The following is a 5,366-nucleotide window of genomic DNA, read 5'->3' on the forward strand; positions in this document are numbered from 1 at the left end:
CATAGGCAAACATGGGGCCTGGGGCTCTTGGAATGGCCGTCAATATCCTTTCATGGTCCACATTGGCCACAAGAAGGGTTCGAATGACCGTATCCGAGTATTCATCATCAAGCTCAAGGGTGGTCTTTAACAGGGCAAGCCCCTGATCAATCCGATCCGTTGACAGCAGCCAGGTACCGTACTGCAGGGTGTATGCCGGCAGGGTCGGCCGGTATTGAACGGCCAGGGAAAATGCCGTTTCAGCCTTTTCCGCCTGCCCATTACGGGCGGCAAAGCGTCCGAACCGCATCAAATACCATGAATTTAAAGGCGCCAGATGGATTGCGGTTCGAAACAAGAGTTCGGCCTGATCCATGTTATTTTTGCGAATCGCGGCAACCGCTTCAAAATACCTGGACCGTGACAGCAGCGGATCAAATGCCGAAGCCGTCCGTGCAATCGATTGGATGGCATCAAGCTCCGCCCGGCTGGTTTGTGACGTAATCACTTTATCTTTGATATGGGCCAGATAAAAGACACCGCCCAGATGAGAGACCAGGAAGAGTGCCACGGCAACCACGAACCCCATGGAAACCCCGGTAAACACCCGACGCTTAAAGATTCCCTCAACAGAAACCAGTCTTGTCGGGCTGTGCTGTCCCCGGATATTGGTATTGGCGGCGGAAACCGCAAGTCCGGCCAGAAAAGCAAACCACAGGCCATTGGCCCCGATATGCAGATTAAAATCCGTAAAACTGTGAAAAAGGATGGAGACCATCCCGGTGATGCTGCCCATATACAGATAAACACAAAGGGCGTCCCGCCGTTTTGAAAACGCCTTGAAGGACTTGAAAAAGAAGACAGCCATGAAAACGGCAATAATTGAAAACCCGATAATCCCGCCTTCAACCAGCAATTGGATATAATCGTTATGGGCATAGTTCAGCACCCGGTTGTCAATCAGACTCTTATACGGTGGATAGATGTGAACAAACCCGCCAAAACCCGCCCCTGTCAGAAAAAAATCCTTGATAATCTGAAAACTGTCCTTCCAGAATTCAAGCCGGGTATTATACAGAACGCCTTCGGGATTTTTCATCTTGGCAAACCGATCAAACACCTGATCCCACCCGAACCATCCCATGGCAAGGGCAACAGCCATAATCACACCAATGATTAACAGGCTGTTTCTCCGGTTCGTTTTACGCCTTATGAGCAAAAAGGAAAATACGGATAACGCAAGACAGGTAGAAATGATGGCGCCCCGGGAGAGGCTCACAAAAATAGAGACAATGACCAGTAAGGCCGAGGTCCCGATAAGAATATGAATATTGGCCTTTTCCTGGTTCAGGATTTCAATGATCCCCCGGATAAAAGAGGTCTCCCCGATCCTGGGCCGGTAAAAAAAGAATAGTCCAAGCACCAGTGGAAAAATCATTTCCATTAGCCCTGCATAATGGTTATGGTTGCTGTAGGGCCCCATGACCATGGAATTTTCCGGGGTGTACCAGAACCAAAGGGCCATATCCTCGGTCAGGTAAAGCTGAAGAATGGATGATAAAGCCAGAAGTCCGCCGTATGCTGCAATGGACAAAGCAATGGACTGAAGTGCCCCCTTTTCTTTTAATACCTGGATGGTAAGGAGGTAAAAAGCGGTATAGGAGGCATACCGGAAAAACTGGAACACCGTGGACTGGGTATGAATGGAGAGGGTCATCCACCCCTGGGCATCAAAAAGTTCATATGCCCTGGAATGGATGGCATAGGCATGGGGGGAAAGAAATTTGACCACTCCAGGCGGCAGGGGCACCACCTGGAACAGGATATAAACCAGGAAAATAAGCAGGGGCACAAGTGCCGGTACCTCAACCGGCTGCACCTGTTTTTTAATCACGGCCAGGGCAAAAAAAAACAGCCCTGCACCAATCATCCCCTCCATGATCCCGTATGACCATGGTTCCTTGGTACCAAAGGCCAGAGGCGTAAAGAAAATCAGAAAAAAAATAGAAAAGCGAGCTGTTTTCAAATCAAATCTCTATCATCAGATCAGGATTCCGACGCGTAGTAATAATCTCCGTAATTATAATAATATCCACTCTTTTTAGCACTGAAGCGGTTGAGTACCACACCCATGATCGGAGCGGAGATATCCTTGAACTGCCGTATTCCTTTTCCCATCAATTCATAATTGGTTTTCCCGGCCCAGGTCACAATAATCACTCCGTCCACATGCCGGCTCGTGATCAGAGGATCGGTGACACTGGCCAGGGGCGGTGTGTCCACGATGATGAAATCATAGGACCCGGCTGCCTTATTGATCAGTGTCCCGGCCATGGTTGAACTTAACAGTTCGGAAGGGTTGGGCGGAATGGGACCGGAGGTAATGATGTCAATAAGTCCGGTGGCATCAACTTTCCTGTTGATCAGCGCATCTCCTGACACATCCATGCCGGCTAACAGCGAACTCAACCCGGCTGAATTATCCAACCCGAAAATTTTATGCTGGGTGGGCCGCCGCATATCACCGTCAATCACCAACACCTTTTTACCGGTCTGGGCAATGGCTGATGCCAGGCAGGCGCAGACAGAAGACTTGCCCTCACCCGAAGTCATGGACGTAACCAGTATGGTTTTAGGAGGATGGTCTGGTGAAGAGAGAAGAATGGATGTCCGCATGCTTTTAAAATTTTCCGACACCATGGAAGAGGGATCATCAAACACATGTTCGACAATCGTTTTGTCCTTATTTTTGAAAAGATCCACGGTTGCAATCACTGGAATATTAAATTTTTCTTCAATATCCTCGGGCGTTTTAATGGTGGTATCAAGGTACTCCAGGAAAAAAGCAAGACCGATCCCGCCGAAAAGCCCCAAAATAAGCCCCAGCAGAATATTTCTCTTCTTATTAGGCGTTGCCGGAAACTCAGGAACCCTTGCCTTTTCAATGACCCAGACATTGACAGACTGGCTCTGCTCGGTGATTCCTTCTTCCTTTATCTTTTTGATCAGTGCATCGTAAAGAAAGCGGTTGGTTTCAACCTTTCTTTTCAGGATTTCAAGTTGGATGGACTTTTCCCCAAGCTGCGATGTCTGGAATTTGCTCTGATCCAAAAGTTCTTTGAAGCTCTTTTCATTGGATATGGCAAGCTGGTACTTGTTTTTAATGGTCTGCACCGCCTTGTTCAGTTCCGTGTATTTCTTTTTCTTCAGATCAGCGAGTTCGTTTTTCGCCGTCATCATCCTGGGATGTTTAGAACCGTATTGTTTCGACAGTTCGGATATTTTCTGCTCAGCAGCAAGTATGGCCCTGTTGATGGAATCCACAGAAGTATTTTCTACAATGGCAGGGATGGTTTCCAAATTATCTCTGGATATGTTTTTAACCTGGCTGTAAACAGATTCAAGTTCTTTTCTCTCTGTTTCAGCCTGGGTCATTTTTCTGGACAGATCGGAAAGTCTTTCGGGCAACACCGTCAATCTGTCTTCAATCGTTATAATATCGTGTTCTTTTTTATAGGCATGGAGAATCCGCTCGGACTCTTCCAGGCTTTTTCTCTGGAGATCGGCCTTTTTTTTCATCCAACCGATACTGTACCCGGACGCCTCCATCTGCATCCCCACCAGTTCTTCAATATAGGCCTGGGCAACGGAATTAACAATTTTGGCGGCTACGGCAGGATTGTCGGCCATAAAACTGATCTGCACCACCCTGGAGTTGGATACCGGTTCAGCTGAAATCCCATTCTTAATGACTTCTTCCAATTGCTCAGCCTTGGTCAGGGGAACTGTCTCAATGCCGGATTCGCCGGAAACCTCTTCATCTTCTGAGCTGAGCAGACGGTCAATTCCTAGAACATCTTTAATATCGACAACCAGATCATTAACCCAGGCTTTGGCAATTGCAATCAAAGAGGGCTTCTCATCGGGTTTAAAGATAAGATCGTAAAATTTTTCAGGCCCCAGGTTATTGACCACTTTTTCCACCACAGCCGCACTCTTGATAAGCTGGTACTGGGTTTCCAAAAATTCCGGATCATAGGGGGTATACCGGTATGCCGAGTTCAGGTCCGAGCTGGTGTTCTTTTCGATCATGACCTTGGTGCCGGACCGGAACATCGGCGTGGCCGTATATGTTGCAATGATAACCGTTACAAATGTCAGTATAAAAAAGGTAATGATGGTGCCGCGGCGCTTTTTAAGGACCCTTAGATAGTCCTTGAGATGAATTTCTTTTTCCTGAATATTTTCTGTCATATTTACCACAAGCCTTCGGGAACAACGATAACATCACCGGGAAGCACAGGTTCGTCCATGTTCACCCGTTCAAAAATTTGCTTTTCCCCGTTAACGGTACGAATAATGTTGACTTTATTTTTTGCGGCAATTTTGGAGAAACCGCCGGCCATGGTCACCGCCTTGATCACCGTCACATCGGTTTCGTATTTGTAGGAATCAGGTTTGTTCACTTCCCCTGACACATAATAGGTCTCTGCCTTGGAGATATAAATTGAATCATTACCCTGGATATTAATATTCAACGAGGCGTCGCCTTTTTCAATGAGATTTTCAAGATTAATGACTATTTTATCTTTTTGATCCACACCCTCGCCCGTTCTTTTAATGATTGCCGTGCTCCCGGCATCATCCGTCACTCCTCCGGCCGTGGATATGAATTCAAGCAACGTGACCTGCCCCCGTACCTCATATTGGCCGGGCTTATGGATCTGGCCCAGAATCACCGCCTGTTTGCTTCGATGCTCTTTAATAAACACATCCACCTGAGGAGAGACCAGATACCCGTCAGCCAGCATTTTTTCAATAAGGGTGGACACTTGGGATACGGTCATCTCCTCAACACGGATCTCACCGATCAAGGGGACCCGGATGGTCCCCTCGGATGACACACGTGACGTTGTATCCAGATCCTCATTTTCATATACTCTGATTTCAAGTATATCCCCCTCCCCGACGCTGTAATCCTGGGCAGATGCGGTAAAGGGAATCAGCGCAACCAAAAAGACAAAAACAAACCGGTGTAAGAGATTCATTATATTCATTTTTTAAAGGGTCGCGGTGAATTTAAGTATAACCATGTTGCTGGTGTAATCGTAATAATTTTCATTTGAATCTTTATTGGTCCAGTAGTATGCAAGATCAAAAAAGCCCCATTCCCTGGGAGTCCACCGCATTGCAGGACCGAGCCTGATGTAATCATCCTCCCGGTCACTTTGGTTGTACTCGTGTTTTTCATAAGTCATATTCAATGTAGCTGATATTTTTTCAGTAAATTTTTGCGTCAGTCCCACATCAATGCCGGTATTATAATAGCCTGATGCAGATGCCATGTCAGACTCGTTGAACATCCTGTAGGCATTGGCCTGGATAGC

Annotated in this window: 4 protein-coding genes; all 4 read right to left on the reverse strand. The window is 47.0% G+C overall.

Features of this window, described 5'->3' with window-relative positions:
* The coding region (locus B3D59_RS00400) for an O-antigen ligase family protein (protein WP_286817108.1) at positions 1-2,005 on the reverse strand (2,005 nt) is incomplete at its 3' end.
* 20 nt (positions 2,006-2,025) lie between these two features.
* Positions 2,026-4,233: a GumC family protein gene (locus B3D59_RS00405; protein WP_286817109.1), complete on the reverse strand. Its 2,208-nt coding sequence runs from the start codon at positions 4,231-4,233 to the stop codon at positions 2,026-2,028.
* A gap of 2 nt (positions 4,234-4,235) precedes the next feature.
* Positions 4,236-5,027: a polysaccharide biosynthesis/export family protein gene (locus B3D59_RS00410; RefSeq protein WP_286817110.1), complete on the reverse strand. Its 792-nt coding sequence runs from the start codon at positions 5,025-5,027 to the stop codon at positions 4,236-4,238.
* Positions 5,028-5,039: 12 nt separating this feature from the next.
* The coding region (locus B3D59_RS00415; RefSeq protein ID WP_286817111.1) for a surface lipoprotein assembly modifier at positions 5,040-5,366 on the reverse strand (327 nt) is incomplete at its 5' end.

This window comes from Desulfobacter sp. UBA2225 (assembly GCF_002348205.1).
Classification (GTDB): Bacteria; Desulfobacterota; Desulfobacteria; order Desulfobacterales; family Desulfobacteraceae; genus Desulfobacter; species Desulfobacter postgatei.

What these genes read in the sequence shown, in the direction of transcription:
- B3D59_RS00405 (WP_286817109.1), bottom strand. Translation starts at nt 4,233, where the DNA reads ATGACAGAAAATATTCAGGAAAAAGAAATTCATCTCAAGGACTATCTA.
- B3D59_RS00410 (WP_286817110.1), bottom strand. Translation starts at nt 5,027, where the DNA reads ATGAATCTCTTACACCGGTTTGTTTTTGTCTTTTTGGTTGCGCTGATT.